At 59.8% G+C, this 21,890-nt stretch carries 33 protein-coding genes and 1 tRNA gene; 6 read left to right on the top strand and 28 right to left on the bottom strand.

Annotation, left to right across the window (positions count from 1 at the left end):
• Nucleotides 1–107: 107 nt before the first annotated feature.
• Nucleotides 108–1,220 carry a fatty acid desaturase gene (locus DIE16_RS31740; protein ID WP_124894097.1) on the top strand — a complete coding sequence of 371 codons (1,113 nt, stop codon included), beginning with the start codon at nucleotides 108–110 and terminating at the stop codon, nucleotides 1,218–1,220.
• 69 nt (nucleotides 1,221–1,289) lie between these two features.
• Here the strand turns inward: DIE16_RS31740 and DIE16_RS31735 are convergent, their stop codons facing one another.
• A complete protein-coding gene (locus tag DIE16_RS31735) occupies nucleotides 1,290–1,925 on the bottom strand; it encodes an HAD family hydrolase (RefSeq protein WP_124894096.1) in 636 nt (211 codons plus the stop codon).
• A 225-nt stretch (nucleotides 1,926–2,150) separates the two neighbouring features.
• On the opposite strand from DIE16_RS31735, the gene DIE16_RS31730 reads away from it, so the two are divergent.
• Nucleotides 2,151–2,241: transfer RNA gene (locus DIE16_RS31730), tRNA-Ser, on the top strand.
• Between the two features lie 91 nt (nucleotides 2,242–2,332).
• On the opposite strand, the gene DIE16_RS36825 is transcribed toward DIE16_RS31730, so the two are convergent.
• From DIE16_RS36825 to DIE16_RS31695, 8 genes are all read right to left on the bottom strand, one after another.
• Nucleotides 2,333–2,479 (bottom strand): hypothetical protein, encoded by a 147-nt coding sequence (locus tag DIE16_RS36825; protein ID WP_185735539.1) that lies wholly within the window; start codon nucleotides 2,477–2,479, stop codon nucleotides 2,333–2,335.
• Between the two features lie 920 nt (nucleotides 2,480–3,399).
• Nucleotides 3,400–3,879 carry a hypothetical protein gene (locus DIE16_RS31725; RefSeq protein ID WP_124894095.1) on the bottom strand — a complete coding sequence of 160 codons (480 nt, stop codon included), beginning with the start codon at nucleotides 3,877–3,879 and terminating at the stop codon, nucleotides 3,400–3,402.
• Between the two features lie 23 nt (nucleotides 3,880–3,902).
• A complete protein-coding gene (locus DIE16_RS31720) occupies nucleotides 3,903–4,370 on the bottom strand; it encodes a hypothetical protein (RefSeq protein WP_124523693.1) in 468 nt (155 codons plus the stop codon).
• Between the two features lie 7 nt (nucleotides 4,371–4,377).
• Nucleotides 4,378–4,779 (bottom strand): hypothetical protein, encoded by a 402-nt coding sequence (locus tag DIE16_RS31715; protein WP_124523695.1) that lies wholly within the window; start codon nucleotides 4,777–4,779, stop codon nucleotides 4,378–4,380.
• A complete protein-coding gene (locus tag DIE16_RS31710) occupies nucleotides 4,772–5,122 on the bottom strand; it encodes a hypothetical protein (protein ID WP_124894094.1) in 351 nt (116 codons plus the stop codon). The genes DIE16_RS31715 and DIE16_RS31710 overlap by 8 nt, the downstream gene beginning before the upstream one ends.
• The gene (locus tag DIE16_RS31705; protein WP_124894093.1) at nucleotides 5,115–5,348 is read right to left on the bottom strand and encodes a hypothetical protein; all 234 of its coding nucleotides are present in this window, start codon (nucleotides 5,346–5,348) and stop codon (nucleotides 5,115–5,117) included. The genes DIE16_RS31710 and DIE16_RS31705 overlap by 8 nt, the downstream gene beginning before the upstream one ends.
• Complete coding sequence (locus DIE16_RS31700) at nucleotides 5,341–5,550, bottom strand: hypothetical protein (RefSeq protein ID WP_124894092.1); 210 nt, start codon at nucleotides 5,548–5,550, stop codon at nucleotides 5,341–5,343. Before DIE16_RS31700 ends, DIE16_RS31705 begins: the two co-directional genes overlap by 8 nt.
• A 48-nt stretch (nucleotides 5,551–5,598) precedes the next feature.
• Entirely contained in the window at nucleotides 5,599–5,961 is a 363-nt protein-coding gene (locus tag DIE16_RS31695; RefSeq protein ID WP_124894091.1) for a hypothetical protein, read from the bottom strand.
• Between the two features lie 59 nt (nucleotides 5,962–6,020).
• Between DIE16_RS31695 and DIE16_RS31690 the strand changes: the two genes are divergently transcribed.
• From DIE16_RS31690 to DIE16_RS31680, 3 genes are read left to right on the top strand one after another with little or no spacing between them, the layout of a single operon-like run.
• Nucleotides 6,021–6,320, top strand: a complete 300-nt coding sequence (locus tag DIE16_RS31690; protein ID WP_311769730.1) for an Arc family DNA-binding protein — start codon at nucleotides 6,021–6,023, stop codon at nucleotides 6,318–6,320.
• Nucleotides 6,321–6,368: 48 nt separating this feature from the next.
• Entirely contained in the window at nucleotides 6,369–6,827 is a 459-nt protein-coding gene (locus DIE16_RS31685) for a hypothetical protein (RefSeq protein ID WP_221625287.1), read from the top strand.
• Nucleotides 6,824–7,057 carry a hypothetical protein gene (locus DIE16_RS31680; RefSeq protein ID WP_124894089.1) on the top strand — a complete coding sequence of 78 codons (234 nt, stop codon included), beginning with the start codon at nucleotides 6,824–6,826 and terminating at the stop codon, nucleotides 7,055–7,057. The genes DIE16_RS31685 and DIE16_RS31680 overlap by 4 nt, the downstream gene beginning before the upstream one ends.
• 152 nt (nucleotides 7,058–7,209) lie before the next feature.
• Here the strand turns inward: DIE16_RS31680 and DIE16_RS31675 are convergent, their stop codons facing one another.
• From DIE16_RS31675 to DIE16_RS31660, 4 genes are all read right to left on the bottom strand, one after another.
• A complete protein-coding gene (locus DIE16_RS31675; protein WP_124894088.1) occupies nucleotides 7,210–7,497 on the bottom strand; it encodes a hypothetical protein in 288 nt (95 codons plus the stop codon).
• Entirely contained in the window at nucleotides 7,498–7,710 is a 213-nt protein-coding gene (locus tag DIE16_RS31670; RefSeq protein WP_124894087.1) for a ribbon-helix-helix protein, CopG family, read from the bottom strand.
• Nucleotides 7,711–8,483: 773 nt separating this feature from the next.
• Complete coding sequence (locus DIE16_RS31665) at nucleotides 8,484–9,146, bottom strand: gp53-like domain-containing protein (protein WP_124894086.1); 663 nt, start codon at nucleotides 9,144–9,146, stop codon at nucleotides 8,484–8,486.
• Nucleotides 9,143–9,445: an AlpA family transcriptional regulator gene (locus DIE16_RS31660; protein WP_124894085.1), complete on the bottom strand. Its 303-nt coding sequence runs from the start codon at nucleotides 9,443–9,445 to the stop codon at nucleotides 9,143–9,145. The genes DIE16_RS31665 and DIE16_RS31660 overlap by 4 nt, the downstream gene beginning before the upstream one ends.
• 312 nt (nucleotides 9,446–9,757) lie before the next feature.
• Between DIE16_RS31660 and DIE16_RS31655 the strand changes: the two genes are divergently transcribed.
• Nucleotides 9,758–10,363 (top strand): DUF2939 domain-containing protein, encoded by a 606-nt coding sequence (locus DIE16_RS31655; RefSeq protein WP_124894084.1) that lies wholly within the window; start codon nucleotides 9,758–9,760, stop codon nucleotides 10,361–10,363.
• Nucleotides 10,364–10,444: 81 nt separating this feature from the next.
• Here DIE16_RS31655 and DIE16_RS31650 read toward each other — a convergent pair whose 3' ends face one another.
• From DIE16_RS31650 to DIE16_RS31595, 15 genes are all read right to left on the bottom strand, one after another.
• Nucleotides 10,445–10,675, bottom strand: a complete 231-nt coding sequence (locus DIE16_RS31650; RefSeq protein ID WP_260434492.1) for an AlpA family transcriptional regulator — start codon at nucleotides 10,673–10,675, stop codon at nucleotides 10,445–10,447.
• A 689-nt stretch (nucleotides 10,676–11,364) separates the two neighbouring features.
• Nucleotides 11,365–12,309, bottom strand: a complete 945-nt coding sequence (locus DIE16_RS31645) for a phage protein (protein ID WP_124894083.1) — start codon at nucleotides 12,307–12,309, stop codon at nucleotides 11,365–11,367.
• 11 nt (nucleotides 12,310–12,320) lie between these two features.
• Nucleotides 12,321–12,482 carry a hypothetical protein gene (locus DIE16_RS36820; protein ID WP_185735538.1) on the bottom strand — a complete coding sequence of 54 codons (162 nt, stop codon included), beginning with the start codon at nucleotides 12,480–12,482 and terminating at the stop codon, nucleotides 12,321–12,323.
• Nucleotides 12,483–12,587: 105 nt separating this feature from the next.
• Complete coding sequence (locus tag DIE16_RS36815; protein ID WP_185735537.1) at nucleotides 12,588–12,755, bottom strand: hypothetical protein; 168 nt, start codon at nucleotides 12,753–12,755, stop codon at nucleotides 12,588–12,590.
• Nucleotides 12,752–14,614 (bottom strand): lytic transglycosylase catalytic, encoded by a 1,863-nt coding sequence (locus tag DIE16_RS31640; protein WP_124894082.1) that lies wholly within the window; start codon nucleotides 14,612–14,614, stop codon nucleotides 12,752–12,754. Before DIE16_RS31640 ends, DIE16_RS36815 begins: the two co-directional genes overlap by 4 nt.
• Nucleotides 14,607–15,446: a hypothetical protein gene (locus DIE16_RS31635; RefSeq protein WP_124894081.1), complete on the bottom strand. Its 840-nt coding sequence runs from the start codon at nucleotides 15,444–15,446 to the stop codon at nucleotides 14,607–14,609. Before DIE16_RS31635 ends, DIE16_RS31640 begins: the two co-directional genes overlap by 8 nt.
• A complete protein-coding gene (locus tag DIE16_RS36810) occupies nucleotides 15,443–15,598 on the bottom strand; it encodes a hypothetical protein (RefSeq protein ID WP_185735536.1) in 156 nt (51 codons plus the stop codon). The genes DIE16_RS31635 and DIE16_RS36810 overlap by 4 nt, the downstream gene beginning before the upstream one ends.
• The gene (locus tag DIE16_RS31630) at nucleotides 15,595–15,960 is read right to left on the bottom strand and encodes a hypothetical protein (protein ID WP_124894080.1); all 366 of its coding nucleotides are present in this window, start codon (nucleotides 15,958–15,960) and stop codon (nucleotides 15,595–15,597) included. The genes DIE16_RS36810 and DIE16_RS31630 overlap by 4 nt, the downstream gene beginning before the upstream one ends.
• Before the next feature lie 159 nt (nucleotides 15,961–16,119).
• Entirely contained in the window at nucleotides 16,120–16,473 is a 354-nt protein-coding gene (locus DIE16_RS31625; RefSeq protein ID WP_124894079.1) for a hypothetical protein, read from the bottom strand.
• A 69-nt stretch (nucleotides 16,474–16,542) separates the two neighbouring features.
• A complete protein-coding gene (locus DIE16_RS31620) occupies nucleotides 16,543–16,878 on the bottom strand; it encodes a helix-turn-helix domain-containing protein (RefSeq protein ID WP_124894078.1) in 336 nt (111 codons plus the stop codon).
• 14 nt (nucleotides 16,879–16,892) lie between these two features.
• Nucleotides 16,893–17,096: an AlpA family transcriptional regulator gene (locus tag DIE16_RS31615; RefSeq protein ID WP_124894077.1), complete on the bottom strand. Its 204-nt coding sequence runs from the start codon at nucleotides 17,094–17,096 to the stop codon at nucleotides 16,893–16,895.
• Nucleotides 17,097–17,187: 91 nt separating this feature from the next.
• Entirely contained in the window at nucleotides 17,188–17,727 is a 540-nt protein-coding gene (locus DIE16_RS31610; RefSeq protein WP_124894076.1) for a hypothetical protein, read from the bottom strand.
• 100 nt (nucleotides 17,728–17,827) lie between these two features.
• On the bottom strand, nucleotides 17,828–19,105 hold the full coding sequence (locus DIE16_RS31605; RefSeq protein ID WP_124894075.1) for a site-specific integrase: 1,278 nt from the start codon (nucleotides 19,103–19,105) through the stop codon (nucleotides 17,828–17,830).
• Nucleotides 19,106–19,349: 244 nt separating this feature from the next.
• Nucleotides 19,350–21,365, bottom strand: coding sequence for a sodium:solute symporter family protein (locus DIE16_RS31600; RefSeq protein ID WP_124668388.1), 2,016 nt, complete (start codon nucleotides 21,363–21,365; stop codon nucleotides 19,350–19,352).
• A 3-nt stretch (nucleotides 21,366–21,368) separates the two neighbouring features.
• Nucleotides 21,369–21,713 (bottom strand): DUF4212 domain-containing protein, encoded by a 345-nt coding sequence (locus DIE16_RS31595; RefSeq protein WP_124489532.1) that lies wholly within the window; start codon nucleotides 21,711–21,713, stop codon nucleotides 21,369–21,371.
• Between the last annotated feature and the right edge of the window lie 177 nt (nucleotides 21,714–21,890).

The following is a 21,890-nucleotide window of genomic DNA, read 5'->3' as shown; positions in this document are numbered from 1 at the left end:
GAAATGACACCATCATTGGCACCGGCGGCCCTCGCGTGCGCTCCGGGGCGCGCCTATGCTTGTCACATCGGCATTGCGCCCCACTCTTTCCGCACGGATTCCGGTCGATGAGCCAACCCGCACGAACCGTCTTTCGCCACGACGCCGACAAGGTCGCGTATGTCCGCCGCGAGGTCAACGCCGCGAGCGACGCGATCCGCGCGCGCTTTCCGCTGCTCGACAACCAGAACCTCGTCGGCGCGACCGTGATGGCCGTGTCGGTGGGCGCGATGCTCGCGATCGCGTGGCTGTATGCGCGCGGCGCGATCGCGTGGTACGTCGCGTTGCCGCTCGCCGCGTTCGTCACGTCGCTGATCCACGAACTCGAGCACGACCTGATCCACCTGATGTACTTCAAGAAGACGCCGTGGGCCTATCACCTGATGATGGCGCTGTGCTGGCTCACGCGGCCGGGCACGATCAACCCGTGGACGCGCCGGCGCATGCACCTGCATCACCACAAGGTATCGGGCGGCGAATCGGATCTCGAGGAATTCGGCATCACCAACGGCGAACGCTGGGGCGTGAAGCGCCTGCTGATGATCGCGGACGGCATGCTCGCCGTCGTGCTGCGGCCGGATGCGATGCGCCGCAAGGTCAAGCAGTACGTGGCCGCGCAACCGGTGCAGGATGCGGCCGAGCGTGCGCAGTTGCGCATCGAGCAGGTGTCGTCCTACATGCCGGTCGGTCACGCGTACTACGCGCTGTGGCACGCGTTCATCGTGTATCACGCCGGCCTGTTCGCGCTGCATGCGTTCGGCTACGCGGTGACTGTGCCGGCCGTCGTCGAGCGCGTGATGAGCGTCGTCGATTTCCTCGCGGTCGTGTGGCTCGGGCCGAACTTCGTACGCAGCTTCTGCATCAACTTCGTCAGCTCGAACATGCATTACTTCGGCGACATCGATTCGCGCAACGTGATCCAGCAGACCCAGGTGCTCAACCCGTGGTGGATGCTGCCGTTCCAGCTGTTCTGCTTCAACTTCGGCAGCACGCACGCGATCCATCACTTCGTGGTGCGCGATCCGTTCTACATCCGGCAGCTGACCGCGCGCACCGCGCATGCGGCGCTGCGTGAAGTCGGCGTGCGGTTCAACGATGTCGGCACGTTCAGGCGCGCCAATCGCTGGGGCGCGTATCGTCCGATTCGCGGTACGCGCGGCGCGCAGCGCGCCGACGCGTAACGGCGGGCGGCGCGGCTCGCCGCGCGGGTCCCGTCAGTCGGTCGGTCAGTCGGTCAGTCGATTAGCTGGTCAGTCGGTCAGTCCTTCAGCGCCGATCGCCGGCATCGGTCCCTGCCCGCGGATCCATGCCCGGTTCGCGAGTTCGGCCATTTCCTTGTCGCCGCGGCTGTCGCCGTACGCGAACAGTTTCGCGGGCGGCTGATTTCCCCACCAGCCGCGCAAACGCACGACCTTCTGCGGGCCCCAGCAGTTCTCGCCGTTCAGCCGCCCGGCAAACGCGCCGCGCTCGAACGCGAGGCGCGTCGCGAGCACCGTGCCGATGCCGACCGTCTTCGCCCACTTCTCCAGATACAGCGACGGCGACGCGCTGACCAGCACGACTTCATGCCCGCGCGCCTGATGCTCGCGCACCCGTTCCAGCATGTCCGGACGCACGAGGTTCGGCAGATAACCATCGACGAAGCGGCACGCGAGCGCGTCGAGCGCGTCCTCGCGGATCGGCCCGAACGCGAACCAAGCGAACTTCGCCTTCGCATCGCCGCGCGACAAGAGGCCCGCCTTCATCGCGACGATCCACGGCAGCGCGCGCAGCCCGGCCCATGCGAAACGCGGCGTGCCGACCGCGTAGCGGACGAAATGACGGAAGCTGTCGGTGGTCGTGATGGTGCCGTCGAAATCGAATGCGGCGACGATGCGGTCGGTCATGGAGAGGCGGGGAAAGCGGTGAGATGCCCGGGAAGATAGCAGAGTCGGGACGCCGTGCGTGCGGGCGCGGGCGTGAGTTGAGGGCACGGCTCTTCCGCGGCGGCTGCATTCGGACGACGCAGGGCCGCCGCGCGAGCCGCGGGAGGCGGCTTCCCGGTTAATTTCAGTGGCTCGCCAAAGAGAGTGGCGGGAGGCCGCCAGAGTTTGCTATACTTTCGGTCTTCCGGAGAGATGGATGAGTGGTTTAAGTCGCACGCCTGGAAAGCGTGTATAGGTTAATCGCCTATCGGGGGTTCGAATCCCCCTCTCTCCGCCAGAACACTAGCAAAGACGGGCCTCTCGGCCCGTTTTTCATTTCTACCCGCCAAAGAACCCGCCAAACATCAAAATGTCTTTTGGGTGGGCCATCAATGCCTGCGATGGATCAAGTCCCGAAGATGATGTTCCTGGAACCAGTGGGACAGGCGCGCCTCGTTCTGGGTCGTGGCCCAGAGCGCCGCGCCAAATGCAATCAAAATAGTCCCTATCAAGATCGCCAACAATAAGTCGCTCATGGCAGTCTCCAAAAGTCACAGCCATGCTTAAATTTTAGGCGCAAGCTTGCACCGATGCCTACCTTGGGTGCTGGCATTGGTGCGAGCATCCGTGAGCACTTGCTAAGCTGATGCTTGGGTTTGATATCGACTTGATATCAAGGCGGAGTCCGACTCCACACCGCCATCCTTGCAGCATCCCACAAGCATTCCTCCAAGCATCCTCGTTGCATTGCGTTGCCTCGTAGCCCACCGGGTTTGAAACCCGGCGTGGCCGTCCGCACCTGTCACGCGGACGGGTGCGTGACAGGTGCGTGACGCGGTGTCCCGATTCGGGACTAGTCCGAAATCGGAACTCTCATCCGCATCGTTACTCGGTCGTTACCGAAACGTTACCTAGGTGATGACGGCCTGATATCAGATCGTCACCGAAGCCTCCCCGAACCCTTCACCCAAGCCTACCTTTGGTGCAGGTGTCCCTGGGACGTCCGCGGGTGTCCCAAGTGACAAGCGCTTGTGTCCTTGGTGACAAGTCCCGTAGCAGGCCCAGGAATGGGCGGGCCGGATTCATTGGGAACGCGTGTCGATCCGTCCCAACGCCGGGAGGGGCTTACAAGGGACTCCGATGGGGCGGCCAAGGTACGCAGTGAGGTACGCACGGAAAGCGCGTACTCCGACCGCGCGACAAACATATGCGAGGATTCGCGAATGCTCGCGCGGGGTTACCGAATCAGGAACGCCTCAGCCGGTTGTCGAATCAACAACCCCGGTTGTCAAAACGACAACGGCTGATGAATTGGTACCGACTGGGGCGATGCCGAAAACAGATGGTAACTCTTAGAGAAGTACATGCCATGTAACTAGAGATCGTCGAAACGGGCTCCAATAGATACACGGCATGTATCTGGAAACGCATCGCCCGTTACATCGCATGTACCTGTTCAAGCTGCCTTAGCTACACGCAGTGTAATAGGTGTCTCGACCTTCTTGCGGCCAACGGTCTTCTTCGTGCGCGTAATCGGCTCAACGGTCAGGTAGGCTCGCCGCGGAAATGCCGCGGCCGACGCATCCAGATCCTCGGTGACATCCAGGTCGCGCCAAGTAAGCGCATACCATGCGGTTCGGTTCGGAAAAGCACCCTTGCGCGATTCCCAGATCAGGCCATTGTCGATCAACTCGGCCTTGGCTTTCGTGACGGTATTTGGCGAGTTCCAGCCGCGCAGCTTCAACTGATCCCAGATGCAGCACAGACGGCCATTGTTGCGACCGTTGAATTCTCGGCAGAACTCAAGCAGCAGAGCGCGAGCGTACACGCTGAGGTTGATGTAGCCCTGGCTCTCTAAAACGACCATCGGCAGCGCGGCAAACGTCGAGCCGTCGCGTCGCTTTGCATCGGCTTTGAACCGCTTCGACCGGCTCATACGTCGCCCCCTCGAAGCGGAAGTCAGTAGGTTTCATCATTCGCCGCCGGTCGCGACGAGTACCGCCGCAACTGCCAATCACGGATCTGCACAAGGGCATTCGCCCACTCGCCGGGAGACAGATTTCGCCAGTCTGGCTCGGGCTTGGGCCATACGCGTTTCACGCGAAATTGCTCGATGTCATGCCAAGCGCGGCTAGCTGGATTGGCGCGTGGTGCCGGTGTGTACAAAGCAACGAACGCCGGCAGATTCGCCATCTTCGCAAGTTCGCGGATAACGCCGGTTGGCTTTTCCTGTCCGATGTCCTGTGCGACCTCGACGAGCGCCAGCGGGAGCTTCCCAGAATAGCCATACTCGACGAACAAAACGCTATCGAGATCGGCCATCGTCAGAGACTGCGCCTGGCGACGGCCGAGGAAGCGACTAATCGATCGCGACCTGTGCCAGACACCATAGGCACGGTCGCGGATGAGATGTTGTTCTTCTTGCATGGCTCGATTACCGGCTTACTTGGCCGGTACTGATATATTCGCTGACCACCGCGAAAAAGCCCTCTACCATTGTGGCCTCTCGCCAATCACCAGAACGTTGCACGCTTCTGAGCATGTTTCCGGTAATAAAGCTCAGGATGTGCTCATTGAATTCGCCCTCTGGATTGTTTAGTAGATCAAGCAGCTCAAACGCATACGCGCGCCCCAACGTATGATGAACAGCGTAATAGTCAGTGTTCGGAGGGACGACGCTCCACCACACCATGTGCCCGTTTTCATCTCGGGCCGTGAAAGGAAGATCTTCTGGCGTGCATGGCGCGCTACTCGAGACAGACCACTTGATACGCTTGGTCGCCTCGCGTATTCCACCGCCATAATCTTTGAATTTAACAATGGCTGCGTTAGTCATGACGCCCCCTTACCTGTTGAAGGAAGGCTGCGCGATCTTTCACATACGACTCGTGAGCATCATGGCGCGCGCGGTTTTGTTCGTGATCTGCCCAATTGCAACCATGTGCTTCCGCTTCGCAGTTGATCGTGTTCATCAAGTCATCGGCTCGTGCACGGATCGAGCGCATGATTGTCGCGATGTCGTCGGTTTTGCTCCAGAAATCAGGATTCGTCATTGCTGCAAGCGAAATGCTGCAAATCGAGATGATTTCTGACAACCCTTCCTGGGCAATGCAATCAACGAGCTGCAGCGTGTTCGCGAGCTTGGTTTCGTTTGCCTCGATCGCTTCTACCTTAGACATGGCTCACCTCTGAAAAGAAATCGGCCCGACCCTCGGCGCGTTCAGCATAGGCCCCACTGAGTTCAATCGCGATCTCGATCAGCGAATGCGTGCTGAATTTGTCAATCTCGTCACCCGAGACTGCATATTGGATGACGCCCAGAAGCGCATTGATGCGGAGCAATGCCTCGCTTGCTGCGCGCAACTCGTTGGCAGCGCGAGTCGCGATAGCGGAGTCCTCAGTCATGGAGAGCCTCCACCAAGGCTGCTTCGACCTTCAGGCTGAGATCAGACATCAAAACGAACATTGCCTCCTTCCGGCCCTCGAGATGGTCTTCAATCATCGCCGGGTCTCCGCTGAAATTCAGAAGTAGAGCGCTTAGTTGGCGAGCTGCTCGAAGCGAGTCCTGTCTCTTTTCGGCTAAAACTGCGTCGTAGTGCTTATCCATGGCGTTGCTCCTATCACGTTTCTAACCGCGCCAACGTTGGCGCAATGCCTACAGTACGCCTCTATTCGCAATCGCAAGGAGCATCGGCCGCTGGGGCGCTGCCGACTTGCGGCGTCCACGGATGCGCGCGGCGCGATGCGGCGTCTGCAAAGCCCTTCGCGCCCGATAGTGGACGTCGGTCGACCGGTTCGCGATCTCTTTCGCGATACGCGCTGCGAAGCCGTCGCAGAAGTCACGGGCGCGTCCTGCGGACAGCTCCGGCTGGTCGCACGCCTCAAGCAGGGTGGCGAGTGCGTTGTCGCGGTAGTCAGCCATGCTGGCACTTGGGCAGAGCAGCCAACGGCGTGCGGCCTCGGCGCCGGCTGCTGCACAGAACGACATGGAAGGCTTGGTGATTTCAGGCTGGTTCATTTCGATCCCCTCTGGTCCGGTTTGAACACGCGTGCACATCTCTGCACGTCGTTGAGACCATGATGGACCACCGTGGTCCTATTGTCAACACCACCGTGGTTCATCATAATCAACCCATGACTCGTGAAGATCCCCAGATGAAATTGCGCCTGCCGGCCGAGCTGAAAGACGTGCTCACCGCTGCTGCGCAAGAAAACAACCGCTCGCTCAATGCAGAGGTAGTGAAGCGTCTTGAGGACAGCGTTACGAACGCCGGTGCGGGGAAGGCGCCAGTGGTCGACGAATACACGCTAGACCTGTTCGCCGAGAAGGTCGGCCAGGTGCTGGACGCGCGCGAGAAGAAGCGGCCAAAGCGCTGAAGAATGAGGCACGTGCGCCCTTTCACTGCGATAGATTTCTATCGTTCGATGGTCAAACCGACCGTCGACGAATACCTCGCAGAAACGCGCGACATCAGGCGCGGGCGCCTCGCGGCCATCGTGCTGTATCACATGGCCGATTACGCCGCGCTCGACGGTTACGACGGCGCGGCAATGGGGGAGCGGCTCGGGGCACTGAAGTTAGAATTGGTTGCCGCCTGCCCTGACTTTGCGCTCATTTGCGACATTGCCGATGCATCGAAACATTCCCGCTTGCAAGTGCGGCCGAAAGCCCCTCGGCAAATCTCGATGGCCGGCCAAGTTTCTCGCCCGCTTGGTCTGTTCAATGCTCCTTTCGGTCAAGGCGTGGTCAATGAAGCATCATGGGTTACGGTGACGCTAGATGATGGGACCGTGCGCCCTCTTGCCGGTGTCGTGCGTCAAGTCCTAATGATGTGGGAAGCCAAGCTGTTTCCTGTCGGCCCCTTCCAACCGCCGGAACCATGAATATCACCAAAATCCTAAACATCGCGAGCGCCGCAATTGGCGTGCTCGGAACCTTCTTGATGTACAAAGGAACGTTCGGACTGGTTGCTCCAGGCGCCTATATGAACACTGCCCTGCTGGCTGACATGAAGAAGGGCAACGATCGACGGCAGTTGCTTCAGCGCGCCGGATTGATGCTGCTAACAGTCAGCTTTCTAGTGCAGGGGGTCGCGCAGTTCACGCCCGAGTGATCGGCGTGAGTTGGCGGGTGGATGGTGGGTTGAGGTGAGAAGCCAGCGCACGCGCTGCGCTGGCATTTGAAGTAAGGCGGAAACAGGTTCCGCGCCAAAAGCAAAAACCGCCACGGCGGACGGTTTAGGATCGCGTGCAGCGCGGAAGCAGGCTAATCGCCTCTGCGCGTGAAGTAGGCGCCGAGGACCAGTGTAACGATTGGCGGGAAGGCCTCTCTCACAAATTCGAAAACTGCCTTTGCTGAACCGCTATCGATGTAAGCACTTTTCGTAATGTAGGCGCCAAGCGTAAGAACGAAAAGGATCGCTAGCCAGAGCAGAACAAGCCTAGCCAGCGCAATCCTCTCCTTCTCCATGTCAAAATTCTTGACATCACTCGTACCGAACCCGGCATCGCCGGCTTCGGTCAAGTCGAGTGGGCCTTCGACCGGGTCGGCCATTTACACCCCGATCAGTTTTGCGATGACATCCATCTTGCCATCATGATCACGTATGACGCCGAGGCTACGGCCTTTCTTGGATTCCTCATTGGAAACCTTTACGAGGGACAGGATGCGCCGCATGGCTTCCGTCTTCGTGACGCCCTCTCGGCGGGCAAACTTCTCGATTTCTTCGGCTACTTCATCCGAAACATTCAGGGTGAGCTTTTGCATGATCTTTCCTCCGCTCGGGTGCGGATTTGACACCAAAAACACTCCAAATTTGCACCCGTGGGGAAATCATAGCACCGTTTGGAGTAAATGAAAGCCTGCCAAACGTCGCACGGGGACGAACGTGCAGCGTCGACGGCGGGCCGCCCTCAAACCCTTATCCGATAAGGGTGTTGGGCATTTTTTGGTGATTCTGGGGCCCGATGTGCATGCGCGAAGTGCGCGCGCCGTCAAAGCCTTGTCAAACAAAGCTTTGCGGATTCGATACCGCCAAAATAGCGGTTCCGCGCACTCCTGCTGCGCGTCACCGGGGAGGGCATGAAGCGCCGCCCAAGGGCGGCCGACCGACCATCACGTTCCCGCTGGGTATGCCGGCTTTGCGGGAAGCGGCTGCGTTGGATCTCCCGCCGTAGCACCCACGATTGTGCGCAGAGCCTTTCGATACGTCGCCCATACCGCCGGCACCGCTACGCCGCTCTCGCAGCATCGGAGGATTGTGAGGTCCGATGCATCGAGCGCAGCTTTGGCGCTGGCTTGGTAGGCGGACCACGCAGAAGCGGCCTGTCGCGCAGCGATCTCCGCCGTTGTCAGCGTGACGGGCGCGACGAGAGCGTCACTCCGCACCCTATAGCCCGGTGTCGCGATACATGTCTGCCATTGCGTGTCGGTGATTTTGAGGACGCTCGTAACGCCGGACGGAACCGGGCTATCGATGTCGTCGTAGTACGCGTAGATGTCTCCTTGCGCGTCATATGCTGCGAATTTTTTTCCCATCGTTATTTCCCGATAGCGAACCAGAGAAACGTCATCGTCTGGTTGAATGTGGTGTAGCCGAGAGTGTCAGCCGTAAATGTGATGCTTGACGAGGTGTTGGAGGTGGCGCCGATCACAGGTAAGCCGCCGACTGATGAGTTGGCCGCTCCGTTTGCGTTTGCTACTGCCGAGAACAATGTCGAGGCCGGCCATGCAAGAGGCAGCGTTACCGTGACGCTGCTGGTGCGCGCGCCGCTATTTGGCAACGTTCCAACACCCCATTGGAGAATGAGGCCGTTCGGAAGCTTCGAATAACCACTCGTCACCAGCGAATTGGCGAACTGACCAAGGTTGACCGCATGCTGGCTCTGCGTGGCGGGGGCGACAGAAAACGTCTGGGCCGCATCCCCGTTGAGCGCCGCTGCAGCGAGCTTCAGGTTGGCAAGCAGTGTCGCTGTTGTCCCGTCATCTACCGCATTTTGTCCGGTGCGGTCTGAAATGAACTGCGCCAATACAGCGGACATGATGCTCGACTGGCGCCACACCTTGTTTAGCCTGTTCGATTGGGCGACTCCCGACGAGAAGCCGTTCTGCAGGGTGGAGGTATCGGCCGCATACGCCGACTGGCTTACGACATTTGCCGAACCACCGACTGCAAATGGAAGGAAATCATTCTCGATTGTCATTGCTCGCCTCCCACATAGCTGGCGGCTGTCAGCGGCCTACCAAATCCGCCGCTCGAGTCGTCGAGCGCGATGAGATCTCGCGATCCAAGAATCGCGCGAACCGTGCTCACCTGGTAGCGCTGCAGGCCGAGGATGCCGACTGGCGGAGGCAGTGTCCCATCGGCGATACGGCGCGTGATGGTTTGCTCGGAGCAGCCGAGAAGCGCGGCTAGAGTGCGGCGCGGCACATAGGCCGAGTCCGGCAGTAGATCAAAATTCAGCACGGCGGAATCGATGCCGGCTGCTTGCTGGTTACTCATTGTTTGCTCGCGCAACAGCTATTCGCGGGCTGAGTGTTTCTTTGTGCGTTTGCTGCCGCTAGTGGTCTAAAGTCTCAGCTTGATAGTTATTGAATTACCGCATCCCAAGCTAACCGGCTAACTCAGGATTAGCGATGGCGGGATGGTTGGTGGGTATATTGGCCAAACAACGCTATCAGGCAAGCCCAGCAGTACCTTGAGGCGGACCGATGATCCGCCGTATTGCTGCCGACGATTGCCAAATGTCGCGAATCGAGCGACGATGGCCAAATAACCTTCCAACAACAAACGCGCTACGTGTGCTAAGAGACCATGAAAAAGAAAGCATTGATTGCAGGGGTAATCGTTATTGCCATCGGCGGTGTCACAAGTTACGCAAGTCCATACATAACCATGCATCAAATGCGATCAGCCATGGTCGACAAAAATGCCGATGCATTCTCTTCTCACGTCGATTTCCCATCGCTGCGCGAAAGCTTGCGGGCGCAGTTCGCGGCGTTGATGCAGGTAAAAATGACGAACTCGGCGGACATGAAGGACAACCCGTTCGCCGGACTGGGGATGATGATGGCAATGGGCTTTGCGAATCAGCTGATTGACACGATGGTGACCCCGTCCGGAGTAATGACCATGATGGCCCAAGGTTCGGCTAAGCCCGTGCACCCGGACGTACCACCGTCATCCGCGGGGAAGTCGGAGGAAGGTCAGGCAAATGCCAATGGTGAGGTGACGCCGCACGCGTCAAATGATTCTCCGCAGGTCGATTACTCAGTGGGCTACAAAGATTGGTCGACCGTCACGGCGACGGCGCGAAAAGGAACTGAGGATCAGGTGACGTTTGTTTTCAAGCGGGACGGACTCTGGTCTTGGAAATTAGCCGGAATTAACCTTCCGGTCGATAAGCTCAGCGCAAACTAGGTGCTTGAGGTTGCCCGAGGCCGGACTCGAACCGGCAAAGCCGACTAAACGCCGGCCGTCCCAAAAACGACAATGAGTTCCTTATGAGGTACTACCGCGCTCAATCAGGGCGCGGATGCTCTCGGCTGTGATGCCGCTTGCTCTGCGCCCGATCTTGACCAGCTTCAGATCGCCGCGGGCGGCCATACGGTAAATCGTTGCCTTCGACAGGCCAAGCTTCTTCATCGCGATGCTGACACGGTACACAATCGGTTCGTCATCCATGGTGGCCTCTCCGAAATTGAACGTGATCGGGCCATAGTAGTCGAGCATTGGCTATTGAGCCAACATTGGCAATAGTGTGTTCATGTCGTAAACGTCGACATGAACAGGTGGGATTTGAAGTTGCGGCTTGGTCGCGTTCCAAACGCGGGTGGCCTCGTTCATGAGGTTGTTTCGGAAAAGGCCTGAAACCCTGCGAACCTCGGCTGTGCGAACCGGGCTGCCTACTGTTCCTTTTTGGCTATGTGGCCTGCCACCTGGGGTGCCACTTCCTTTTTTATGGACTCGGAAAACTCAACTCCGGTTTTGCTGTTACACCGGTTGTTACAGTGCGCTCCCGAAGGCGCCAAACCGTGCGTACCGGGCTGCGTACCGAATGCCTTACTTCGCAGCAACAGTGCGAAGCAACGTGCGAAGTAGATGGTTTCCAAAAGGCCCAAAACCGTGGAAACCATCGTGGAAACCAACCGCGTTTTCCGTGGCTACCAGAGTGGCTACCGCCCGTTTCGATGTTGCTAAAAATGCAACAATCGCTGGACGGGCGCATCTAAGTGCGGAGAAATCGGTTCGGAAATTCTGTTCACGGAATGGCCGTCTCTCAAGCTGGGCGGGGCTTTGCGCGTTCACGGCGGTTCGGAAAAATGCGAAGAAACTGCGAACTTATCCGCACCGCCCGTTTGATTTCCTTTGATTGTTTTCAAAGCCCCATCTAAGCGGGGCGTTGTTCTTTCCTTGTTTTATCAAACGCCAATCTCGGGCACAGCATTGATCGCGGGACCACTGAGCGGCTGAGTGCCGTCGATCGCCGCACACACCATTTCTGTTTGCCATGATTGCCCGCGCGTGTCGCCGTTGTGCACGACATACAGAACCTTGTAGATGCCTCGAGGATCGAGCGACGGCATTGCGATGTCCTGCTGCGTTACGGGCGTCTTCACCACGGTATCTGTGATGTACGAGTTATCGATCTGGATGCGCATCCCCGATTTGATTCGTGGGTTGAGCAGGCATCGCACGATGATCCCCTCGATAGTGAGATCGGGCGTGCCAATGAGGCCTGTAGACGGGCTCAGCACGAGCGCCTCTCCCGGCAGATAACCATTCCAAGGAACTAGGTTCAGCTGCCCGTCCTGCAGATTCCAATCGCAGCCGACGAAGTTAGCAAGTCCGCGCAAATGGTCCCGAGTCATCCCATACAGGACGCGTCCGCGGGGCAATTTGACTTGCGGCAGTGTCGGTTTGAGACCAGCGTTCACGCCGTACAGACCGACAGACTGCGACAGTGTCCGGTGCATGTCGTCCGGACTCCAGCCGGCCGCAAGAGTCGCGTTCGTGACAGACCAGTTATAGGCCTGGTCTGAGTCGAAACAGTCCATATCGATGAACGTGTCCGTTGCGTTCTGCCGTCCCTGCCTGATCTTCGAAATACTGCCGGCGAAGATTTGCATGATGCCCTCGGTGCCGTCCGACTCATAGCCAGCCGAGAGGCTAATGCGCGTGAACTCCTGCTGAATGCGCAGCAGAGTCGTCGGGGCGGCGTTATAGATGCGCACGGACGCCTGCTTCATCGTTTGCGTAGTCGCGCCCTTCACTGAGAAAGTGATATGCAGCTGCGACAGGTCCAGACCGTTGCCGGCGTTGTCCCCGATTACGAGCTGAGCACTTCTGAGCCATTGTTGCGTCATGTGTCGTCCACCTAGTGCGTGGTTTCCGGTGCGCTCGTCTCGGTCATTGCGACCCAGGCGAGAGACGGGTTATCCAGCCAGATCTGGTCCAGCACGTCAGAGGCGACATGGCGCGCAAACGTGCCGTGATGTCGCCCGGTGCTGTCGGTCACTTCCCAAAGCTGTTCGTCCATTCGTTTCTCCAGTGTTAGGTGCCGGCCGCGGCGTTCCAAAGGGCACCCGCCGGCTGTCGCGGTTTTTCATGGACTGGGGCACTCACGACTAATCCCCGTCTGTTGCTATTCCTCCCGTCCGGCCAGCTTCGCCCAGAAGCGCCGATGAATCTCGTTTAGGTCGACCGGCTGACGCTTATCGGCAGTCGCCGCAGGCTTGGGCGCAGAGGCCTTACGCTTTGCCAGCGACAGGCGGATGAGCGCGTCGCAGGTGAATTTGCGAACCGTCTTCATTGGATCGCCACCTTCATGTTGCGAACGAGACGCTGATTCACGCCGGATTGGGCCTGAGCGACCGCCTGTGCTGTTGAATGCGAGTCACCCGAACCTGTCACGTGGATCGTCGTCGTCTGGCTTACGGAGACGGGCGCAGAAGCTGGTGCACCTGCTGCGCGGACGCCCGATGCAGCAGCAATCTGTTCGGCGCTGTACGGGTTCTTGCCGTTCTCAACTCGGATGATCGCGCCCATCAGGCTTTGCATGATTCGAGGGTCGCTGAGATTGAGCGCTGCTTCGGACCCCACGCCGAGACTCTTCGCCACATTCGCGATGTACGCTTGGGTATTGTTCTCGCTAGCCGGGGCGAACTTCGAGATGATCGAGCGGATCGAATTGATGCCGCGTTGAGCATAAAGACGGAGCTGATGCGCAAGCGCCTGCAAACCTTCCTCTGGCGTTTTGAAAGCAGCAAACCGTGCGTTCGGCCCCGACTCCAATGTCGCCCCGACCTGCCTGGCGAAATTCAAGTTGCCAGGGTTGTTGTTGCGGATGCCACGAGGCTCCTGACTGGATGGTGCGGGGAGAGCCGCAAGCCGCTTTTGCGCATCTGATGTCAGCTTTACACCGCCTTGATTCTTGGCTGCGTCGATGTCGGTTTGCGAGAACCCTGGCGCGACTTCCTTGGCGGTCAATGCCCCTTTGACAGCCTCCCAATCCTTCCCGAGGGCTGCCCAATTACCGTGCCAGGCATCTTGAGCGAGCTTGCTCAGCGCGCGCAGCGCATGACCGATCTTGGACAGGCCGAACAGCGCTTTTTCGATTTGCTGCTCCCAGACCTCCCAGTTGAGAAGGGATTTGCCGCCTTCCTGCCAGACCTTGTAATCGTCATATAGAGACAGAAGAGCAGTGCCTAACAGGAGCACGCGGCCAGTCGGTGTAGCCAAGATGCCAGCACTTAGCGCCTTCCACGCGATGAGTAGCAGGCCCAAACCCTCGATGACCTTTTTCGTCGTGTCGTCGAGACTATCGAACCAGTCGATGACCGCGCCGATTGCCTGCATACCGCGGAGCGCCAGCGTGCTAACCACATCCGCCAACTTCAGGATGCCATTGGCGATCTTTTCGACGATTGCCGCAATGCGCCCGAAGTTGTCGACCAGCCCTTCGCGGAAGCGCTTGATGTCTCCCGACATCTTTCCAGTCAGTGAGGTAGCAACCTTCTGACCGAGAATCACGAACGCTGCGCCCAGAGAGCGCACTTCGTTCATGAATGCATGCGAAGACTCCGCCGCCTGCTGCGAGTTCAAGCCCGCTTTCGCGAGCATGTCCTTGTATTCATCACCGAACTGCCCGAGACCCTGACGCAAAGCCATCAGGGTCTTTTCGTCGATGCCGAGCGCCTGCGCATACGCATTAGCCCGGTAGTAGGGCATGTTCGCGAACTGCTTGCCGAGATCCTTCAGAATGTCGGCCGTATCGCGCAACTGGCCGTTTGTGCCTTGCGTCTGAACGCCAAGGCCCTGGATCAATCCAGCCGCGCCCGGACTGTTACGCATGAAGCGCGCGAGGTTCTCGAGCGAGCCGCGGGCAGCATCTACCGTTGAGCCCATCTGAGCGGCGGCAAAGCCAAGCGCCTGGATGTTCGCGACTGCCGCGCCAGTGCGCTGCGAGGCAAAGTACAGCGATTCCATCTGGTCGGCGATCTTCGTAACGCCAGCCACGACAGCCGCTGAAGCAGCTGCGATGGCGGCACCAAGCTCGGCGACTCTGACAGAAGCCGCGGCAACGCTATCGACGAACTTCTTTTGGCCGGACTCGTCGATTTTCCAGCCTAAAGACACCAAAAATTCGCGCAGAACTTCCTGATTAGCCATTTGTTATCTCCCAAGTAACTTGCGGGTCTTCGCGCAGCGCTGTGGTGTAGGCGTGCCAGCGCTTCGCCATCAGGTCGATATGGCCAACGTGAGGATCATCGATCTGCATCGCCTCCAGCGCTTCATGGGTCGTCGGAACATCGGAGAAGCGCGCTGCGTCGATCGCGGACGCCAGGGCCATGTATTCGGCTTTGACGTCAATCAGGCGCTTCGTCATGGCGTCGACGTCGACACGCTTCACGGCCATAATTGCGAGCCGCACGGCGCTTTCTGCGCTCCGCTCCGCAGATTCAGCCGCCCCGCGCTCGGCCTCGAGCTGGTCGAGAGCAGCTTGCGACGTAGCGAGCCGCGTTTCGCAATCCACCAAGGCACTGCGATCGATAAACCGGTTCGCCGCCACCGATCCGCCAGCCTTGAACGCTTCAGCCAGGTTGCTGCCGGCGTTGCGCACTTCGGCCTCGTGTGCGACCGTGAGCGCTACGTGTTCGGACTTCCGGGCGTCGTGAAAGGCCTTTGCGCGCTCGACCGCCTGTACGGCATCTGCAAGGCGCTTGGTGGCGTCCTGACGGGCTTCTAGCGCCTCGCGCAATGCGTGCCGCTCGCTGCCCGGCTCGATGGCCGGCAGCGGCTGCGCTGAAGGGACGTAAGCCGGAACTGTGGCGAGCATGTTGAGTGGCTCCTTGCCTTCCCAGCTCGCGCGCACGGTCTTGATGCCCAGCGCCGGCTTCGACGAGAGCAGCGATTCCATCATCGCCGTCGCGCCGTCGCTCGATAGGCCGCGCGAATACACATGGCCGGTCGTGTCGATAACCATCCAATCGAAATCGCTCATTGCACACCTTCCGGTTGCGCCTGCATCTGGTGCAGCGTCACGTTGATGTTGTGATGCTGGAAGGTCGCCAGCACGTCGCTGACGATCGACCACGACAGGTGATCGGCAAGGATGCGACCCTGCGTGTCACGGATCTGCCAGTAGGATTTCATTTTGCACTCCAAAATTTTAGTCGTTCGGTAAGGCGCTCGAAAACTGAGTGCTTGGTGCGTTCGGCGCCCAGCCGCACGGCACTGTCTACATCCATCCAAAGGTTGGACTTGGTCTGTTCGTCGCTGCCGGCGTCATCTTCCGGCAAGGCAAACTGTCCGATGACCCGGACACGCGTACCGGCCGCCAGATGAGCCATGCAGTCGTATGCAGCGCCCCTACGGATCACGAGGCGCACCCGCACCCAGTTCCCTTTGGCGTCCGTTGCCAGCAACTTGGCGCGCAGCGTCATCCCCGTCCGAGCCCGATGCGGTTCGCTCGAAAGCGTGCCCTCGATCGCCGCCCACATGCTCGAGTCATTCATGGCGCTCTCCCGTCGACAGAATTGCCGTAGGAGATGGCTTCTCTAGAGGGTCACCGCCTGGCGGTGTAGAGAGAACCCAGAAAACGGCCTTCATTGCACCGTCTGGCGGTGTAGTGGAAGGGGTCTCTACACCGTCTCCCGGTGCAATATGGGCGGTTTCTACACCGTCTGGCGGTGTAAGGGCTGCGTTTTCAAATACGCACTCCGCACAAATCCGGCTGCAGCCCCCTCGTCGAACCCGTCTAGCTTGTCCAGGCTCAGCCACGTGAGCGCATACCAGCTCGCTTTGTTCGGCCTGTGACCCTTGACCGTTTCGTGAATCAGACCGGCGTCCAATAATTCCTGCTTGGCGCGCTGTATCGTGTCGTAGGAGGTCCAGCCCCGCGGCTTCAGGTGCGCAAGCGTGACGATCATCCGCCCGTTGTCGTCCCCGTGAAACTGCCGCGCAATCTCGAGTAGCAGCGCCTTCGCTGGGTGCGATAACGCTACGTACGCGGGACTGTCCAGCACCATCCATGGGATCGGCACAAATCCGCCGGCGTCGCGGCTGGAGGTGCTGTGTCGCCTTGATTTCCGCATACATCACGCGCCCTCCAGCATCGCGTCGACGAGATCGGGCTCGCGGTCGACGAGGCTATATCGCGCCACATTGGCGTGTGAAAAGCCGTCGGAATCAACAGCCACGACTCGATCCGCCACGATCCTGTAGCCGAGCCCGATCAATTCCTTGATGCGCTGCGCAGGATGCGAAATGCCGTGGCTTCTGAGTGAATACGTGGTCTGCCCATCGGCCTTGAGAAATTCGAGCACGCGCTTGCATTGCGCGGCGGCCGACATGTCTCTATGATTGACCTTGGTGGTCTTCTGGGTCGCGCTCTTGCCGGAGTTGCGGCCCTTTTCGTTTGCATTGGTGGTCATATGCGCGCGACTCCTTATGCCTTGTAGGAGGCTGCGCGCGATGCAAGCCAGTCATTGAGCTGCGACTCGAAAAAGATCGTGCAGCGCGGCGAAAGCTTTATCGGCTTGGGGAAATCGGGGATGGTCTTGGCGTAGCGCCAGAAGGTCGAAACGCCGATGCCGAGGTGTTCGGCGGCCTTCGATGGGCGCAGGGCGCGCCCTTGTGCTTCTGCTGACATAGAAACTCCTGTTCGTATCAGGTTGTTTCCCAAGACAATCTGTCTTGGTTGTCATGCAGATTAAGAACAGACTCTAAGAGAGCCGGCTAACTCAGGGTTTTCGTGCGGCAGTGAACCAACCTTCGAGAGATTTCAAGGTGACTTGCTTTGTCGCGGCAGCCTTGGCCGTCTCGGCACCCTCCTCGTCGACAGGTACCAATTCCGCGCAAAACACCGTGTACAGGTTGGTCACGCCACGCTTCGCGATTGGCTTGATTTCCACGCCATCACGCTCTTCTGCCATGTTCTCCAAGAACTGGGGCAGCGTCATATCCTCCCGCAGCGCGCGCTTCATGACCTCGATCACAATGTTGCGGTGGCTGCGTGATCGAGGTCTGGGCGCACTAGCGTTAACCGAGTTAACAACTGAGCGCAGCGCCTCAACGTGCTCCCCGGCAAGCGTTGCGGCCATGTCGACCGTCAGGTCGTAGGGCTTTTGCTGGTCAAACGGCGTGTATTTGACCTGCGATTGATAGACCGCATAGGCCATTTTCGCGATGGGCACATGCGAAAGCAGTTCGTCTGTTTGCTTTTTTCTCTTCTGCCAAAACTCAGCGTGAATCTCGTTGATGTCCTTCTTTTCGTCAGTCATTGCGCCCTCACGCAATAGCCCTCGTTAGGGACCGCGCCAGCCGGCGAGGAGCCGGTTTTCGGGGGATCAGCCTAGGCGCGGTTTGATCAATTCATGCCGTTCATTGCAGTAATAACACCTTACCGGCTTCGAATGGTCTGGAAATGAATTGCGCCCAATCTTCCATGAGCCGGCGACGCCGCTCAAGTACTTCGCTGCGCCAATAAGCCATTTCGCTGGAGTCGCCTGGGATGTGTGCAAGCGCCACCTCGATCAACTCGCGGGGATGGTTTGTCATCTCAGTGGCCCAGTCCTTGAATGTCGATCGGAATCCATGAGGCACGACAGGCGCATTCTTTTGCTTCGGATCGCGCCAGATCGGCGGCGCACTGTCGCCATTCATCCGCCTGATAACGGCCAATAGCGTCATATCGCTCAGCACTTTGGCGCGAGGGCTCGGGAATACCAAGCGATCCCCATCTGTCTTTTCGGGTTGCGGAAGTCCGCGCAATAGATCGACGGCCGCCTGTGACAACGGTACCCGGTGCTCCTTCTTGAGCTTCATGCGCTCAGCCGGCACGGCCCAAACACCGGTATCGAGGTCGAACTCAGACCAGCGGGCGCCGCGCACCTCAATCGAGCGCGAGCCAGTCAAGATCGCAAACTCCAAGCATTTCACGCCGGTCGCCTTAGTCTCGCGAAGGCTTCCGATGAATGCACCGATCTCTTGATATGGAAGTGCTGGGTGATGTCGAACGACTGCGATCGTCGACGGCTTGGCGAGAAGATGATCCAGATTGCCGCGCCAGAGTGCTGGATTCTCCCCTGACCGATAGCCCTTAACGCGAGCCCAGTCGAGGATGTTTTCGATGCGACCGCGTACGCGGGAGGCAGTCTCGGTTTTCGTCGTCCACATCGGCTCGAGCACCTGAAGCACGTGCTCACGAGTGATATGACGCACAAGCATCTTGCCGAGCACCGGCTCTGCATACTGGGCGATCGTGTTGCGCCACTGATCGCCGTGCTTCGCGTTTTTCCAGCCGTGGGACCGGGAATTGATGAACTGCTTGGCCGCCTCGGCGAATGTAATCTCAGAAGCCTGCGCGACGCGCAGCGCGCTTTCTGCGGCCTTCCGCTCGAGGATTGGATCGAAGCCCGCCTTAATCTTGTCCCGCTCCGCCTGCGCCTTCGTCTGAGCATCCTTCAGCGAAACCGACGGGTACGGTCCTAAGCCAATCTCGCGACGTTTATCGCCGACCTTCACCCGCAAGATCCAGGAACGCGCATTCGAGCTGCCAATTTGCAGGTACAAGCCGGCAACCTTCCCGACCGGATGCATCCCGGGTTGCGACAATTTTGATACAGCCAGAGCCCCAAGCTCTTTCGCGACCTTTGGCATTCTTACCCGCCTTCGTACCCACCATAAATATTGAGATTCAATGGTGACACCGAAGGCGAATCAAGACAACACATTTCGCCAAATGCCCGACACATATAGTGTTTCGTTGTCTTTCGTTGTCTCGATTAATCTAATTCTGGCGGACCCTCTCTCCGCCAGAACGCAGAAGCCCCTTGATTCCCCTGAGAAATCAAGGGGCTTTCTTTTTCCCGCCACGATGCCCCCCCCATCCAGCGCCTTCGCGTCACGGATGCCGAATGTAATCCACCAACGCCCGCGTATACTCATCCGGCTGCCGATCTAACAGGCTGACTGCGATCGCCACCGCGAACCCCGCCGGCACGCCGAACACGCCTGAACTGATCGGCTCGATCCCGAACCACGTCTGCCCGGCGAATCCGGTGAGCTGCGTGAAGTACGGATAAGTCGACACGATGTAGTACACGCACACCGCGAGCCCCGTCACCATCCCGGCGATCGCACCGCGCGTCGTCGTGCGTTTCCAGAACACCCCAAGCACGAGCACCGGAAAGAAACTCGACGCCGCGAGCGAAAACGCCGCCCCGACCAGAAACAGGATCTTCCCGGTATTGAGCGACGCGACATACGACGCGAACAGCGCGACACCGAGCAGCAAGACCTTCGAGATCGTCACGCGCCGCTGGCTCGACGCATCCGGCGCGACCATGCAGTAATAGACGTCGTGCGACAACGCATTCGCGATCGTCAGCAGCAACCCGTCCGCGGTCGACAGCGCGGCAGCCAGCGCACCGGCCGCGATCAGCCCCGACACGACATACGGCAACCCTGCGATCTCCGGCGCGGCGAGCACGACCATGTCCGGCTGCATCTGGATCTCGGACCAGTGCACGATGCCGTCGCGAACCACCTCGACGACGCTGATCAGGTCCGGCTCGAAGTGATGCCACTGCGTGACCCACGCGGGCAATTCAGCGGTCGGCCGCCCGACGAGGTTGGTCAGAATCTCGTACTTGATCATCACCGCGAGCACCGGCACGCTCAGGTAGAACAGCGCGATGAAGAACAGCGTCCAGCCGACCGAGCGCCGCGCGGATGCGACCGACGTCGTCGTGTTGTAGCGCGTGAGGATGTGCGGCAGGCTCGCGGTGCCGAGCGACAGGCACAGCAACAACGCAAGAAAATTCCGCTCGCGCGGCTTGCGGTCGTCGTCGTTCGCCGCGGGAAACGGCTCGTGCATCGGCACGGGCGGCTCGGCGCGTGCCAGCAGGTCGTCGCGCGCCTGTGTCCACGTCACGCGCGCCGCCGTCGGGTCGCGCGGAAAGTCCGCCAGTTCGCGCTCGCGCTGGTTGATCTCGCGCAGCGGCCCGTTGTGGCGCCGCAGGTCCGCGAGCTGGTCGACGAGTTGCCGGCGTGCATCCGCATATGATGCGGGCAAGCGATCGAGCTGCGACTGCACGGCCGCCGCCTGCCGGCGATACGCATCGCGTACCTGCTGCTCCTCGGCCGCGTCGCGCAGCTGCGCCTCGCGCGCCGCCACGCGTTCCATCAGCTTGCCGTAATTGAACTGCGGCACCGGCCCGAGCCCGTTCTTCATCGCGATCAGCGACACGGGAATCAGGATCGCGCTGATCAGGATGATGTACTGCGCGACCTGCGTCCACGTGACCGCGCGCATTCCGCCGAGAAACGAACACACGAGAATGCCCGCGAGCCCGCAGAAGATCCCGATCGCGAAATCGACGCCGATGAAGCGCGTCGCGATCAGCCCGATCCCCTGGATCTGCGCGACCAGATAGACGAACGAGCACAGGATCGCCGCGCCGGCCGCGAGCGCGCGCACGGCGGTGCTCGAAAAGCGCGTGCCGAGGAAATCGGGAATCGTGTAGCGCGCGAGCTTGCGCACGTACGGCGCAAGCAGGAACGCAACGAGGCAGAACCCGCCGGTCCACCCCATCACGTACGCGAGCGCATCGTAGCCGGTTGCGTAGAGCGAGCCGGCAAGGCCGATGAACGACGCCGCCGACAGCCAGTCGGCCGCCGTCGCCATTCCGTTGAACGCGGATGGGACGCGCCGCCCGGCCACGTAGTATTCGACGAGATCGGACGTGCGCGACAGCAGCCCGATCACCGCATACACGGCGATCGGCACGAACAGGAACACATAGCCGATCCACACGCCGGAGCCGGTCGCGCGCTCGATCCGCCACAGCAGCAGCACGAACCCGAGAAAGCCGAGTGTGTAAAGCGCGTACGCGCGAATCAGTCGATGCGTCAGCATGGATCAGCGAGCATGGTGCGCATTGCCCGCGTGCGCGGCATGTTCGTCGTACGCGCGCCGCAGCATGCGGTCCGCGCGTTGCATCAAGCCGATGTAGACGACGATCAGCACGAGATACACGAGAATCGCGCCCTGCGCACCGACATAGAACGGCAGGCTGAAACCGGCGAAGCGAATGCCCGCGAGCGCGGGCGCGAAGAACGGCACGACGAACGACACAGTGAAGCCGATCGCCATCAGCACCAGGATCAATGCGACGTTGAAGCGCCAATAGCGCGCATGCGCACGCGCGAGCGGCTCGGGAACGGGCGGCGGCGCGGCAGGCGCCGGACGGTGCGGAACGGTCATGCCGTTATTTAGCAAAAAGCCCCTGCGCAGGCAATCGGGATTGCCGCGCAGGGGCCCGTGCGCGCAACGTGCGCAACAGGCGCGATCAGCGCACTTCGGCGAGCTGCTCGAGGATCGCCGGGTTCTCGAGCGTGGACGTGTCCTGCGTGATCGCCTCGCCCTTCGCGAGCGAGCGCA

It is taken from the genome of Burkholderia sp. Bp9090, from assembly GCF_003857985.1.
GTDB lineage: Bacteria > Pseudomonadota > Gammaproteobacteria > Burkholderiales > Burkholderiaceae > Burkholderia.
Note: the sequence above shows the minus strand (reverse complement) of the source record. Positions and strands in the feature narration are given on the sequence as shown.